Source organism: Lactobacillus fornicalis, from assembly GCF_055362665.1.
In genome coordinates this window covers 1-1,493 of record NZ_JBLTIM010000026.1, presented here as the reverse complement: position 1 = coordinate 1,493, position 1,493 = coordinate 1, and the positions used below count along the sequence as shown (strand labels likewise).

General features: G+C 29.3%; 2 protein-coding genes and 1 pseudogene. All 3 read left to right on the top strand.

Annotation, left to right across the window (positions count from 1 at the left end; translation table 11 throughout):
* Positions 1–84: 84 nt before the first annotated feature.
* Positions 85–282, top strand: a pseudogene (locus ACNDLV_RS06260) (SDR family NAD(P)-dependent oxidoreductase); the annotation flags it as partial.
* A 195-nt stretch (positions 283–477) separates the two neighbouring features.
* Positions 478–720: a type II toxin-antitoxin system RelE/ParE family toxin gene (locus ACNDLV_RS06255; protein WP_143435184.1), complete on the top strand. Its 243-nt coding sequence runs from the start codon at positions 478–480 to the stop codon at positions 718–720.
* 13 nt (positions 721–733) lie between these two features.
* Positions 734–1,087, top strand: coding sequence for a HigA family addiction module antitoxin (locus tag ACNDLV_RS06250; RefSeq protein WP_003650975.1), 354 nt, complete (start codon positions 734–736; stop codon positions 1,085–1,087).
* Positions 1,088–1,493 lie beyond the last annotated feature (406 nt).

The following is a 1,493-nucleotide window of genomic DNA, read 5'->3' as shown; positions in this document are numbered from 1 at the left end:
CAAACTATTTTACAGTCTCCAAAAATCGAAGTTAAAAAATCACTATCATACTTTGATAATTAATTTTTATGGAGGGTATTATAAATGACTAAACTTGCAATTGTTACTGGTGCGGGTCAAGGAATTGGAAAAGGGATTGCTGAACGTTTAGTGAAGGATGGATATGCTATTGCTGTAGCAGACATTAACAGTGAAACAGCTACAGAAGTTGCTAATAAGTTACGCAATAAAGGTTATCAGGCTAAGGCCTATTATGTTGATGTGGGAGAAAACAAGATAGTTAATGTGATATACAGCGCATATGTATTTTCGTAAGCTTTATAGTTTTTATGTTCTAACAATCATTGAGTCATTTAATATTTGTTCATTATATATATTTACTAAAACATACCGTTTTGGTATAATGTCTATATCAGGTGAAAGAATGGAATATTTTGCAGAAACTAAAAAACTCACAAAAATATTGAATAATGAACGATTATTGATAAAAATAGAGCCAAAAAAATTTTAGATCGTTTAGATGAATTTAGCGCTGCTAACAATTTATCGGAAATTCCATCTGATCCTCCGCCTCGTTGCCATCCGTTAACTGGTAATTTAAATAATAAGTTTGCTGTTGATGTAAGTGGAAATTATAGAATGATTTTTGAAGGCTATGATAAAAACGATGAACTTTCGACAAAGAAAAGTGGGATAGTTTCAATTGAGGATTATCACTAAAAGGAGTGATTGCATGTTGCATCGTGAGAATAAAATTAAAGAATATCATACTTCATCAGCCGCTAATCTTTTAAAAGAAGTTATGGATTATTACGACATTACTCAAAAAGATTTAGCTGCTAGAATTGGGGTAAGCCAGAAAAATATATCAGATATTTTAAATAGAAAAAGATTTCTAACAGAAGTGTTAGCTTTAAGAATTGAAAAAATAATGGGTATTTCAAGTAAGTTGCTATTAGCACTAGATTCGAATTATAAATTGAACTTAGCTAAAGCGAATATAAATAATCAGCAAAAAAGCTCACCTCTTTTTTTAAAAAAATATGATTGGGTTAATCATAATACGTCCAACTTGAGTTTTAACTAGAATAAGGAAGCAAGATTAAAAAGTTTTGCTTCCTTATATTTTTTACCGTTGCAGGTCAAAACTTAATGAAAAAAGAATCAAAAAATATAAAAAAGAACAAAATAGTAGATCAATTTGAGTTTGATGAATTTCAAAAATGGAAAATTGAAAAAGAAAAAGAAAGAATAAAAACAAATTGAAGACAAGCACCAAAATTGCAATGATATTTTTCTTCATTCTATTAGCTTCTGGTCATAGTATTGAAGGATATCATTTAAGAAATACAGCTATTGAAAACAACCGCGTTCAAGTTTCTCTAAAGAAAAACGAAAACGCGGTTGTTTTATTTTATAAAGATGATTGTTCAGACTGTAAAGCAATTTTTGACAGAGTTATGTCTGAAAAAGAGAGACTGTAAAATAGTTTG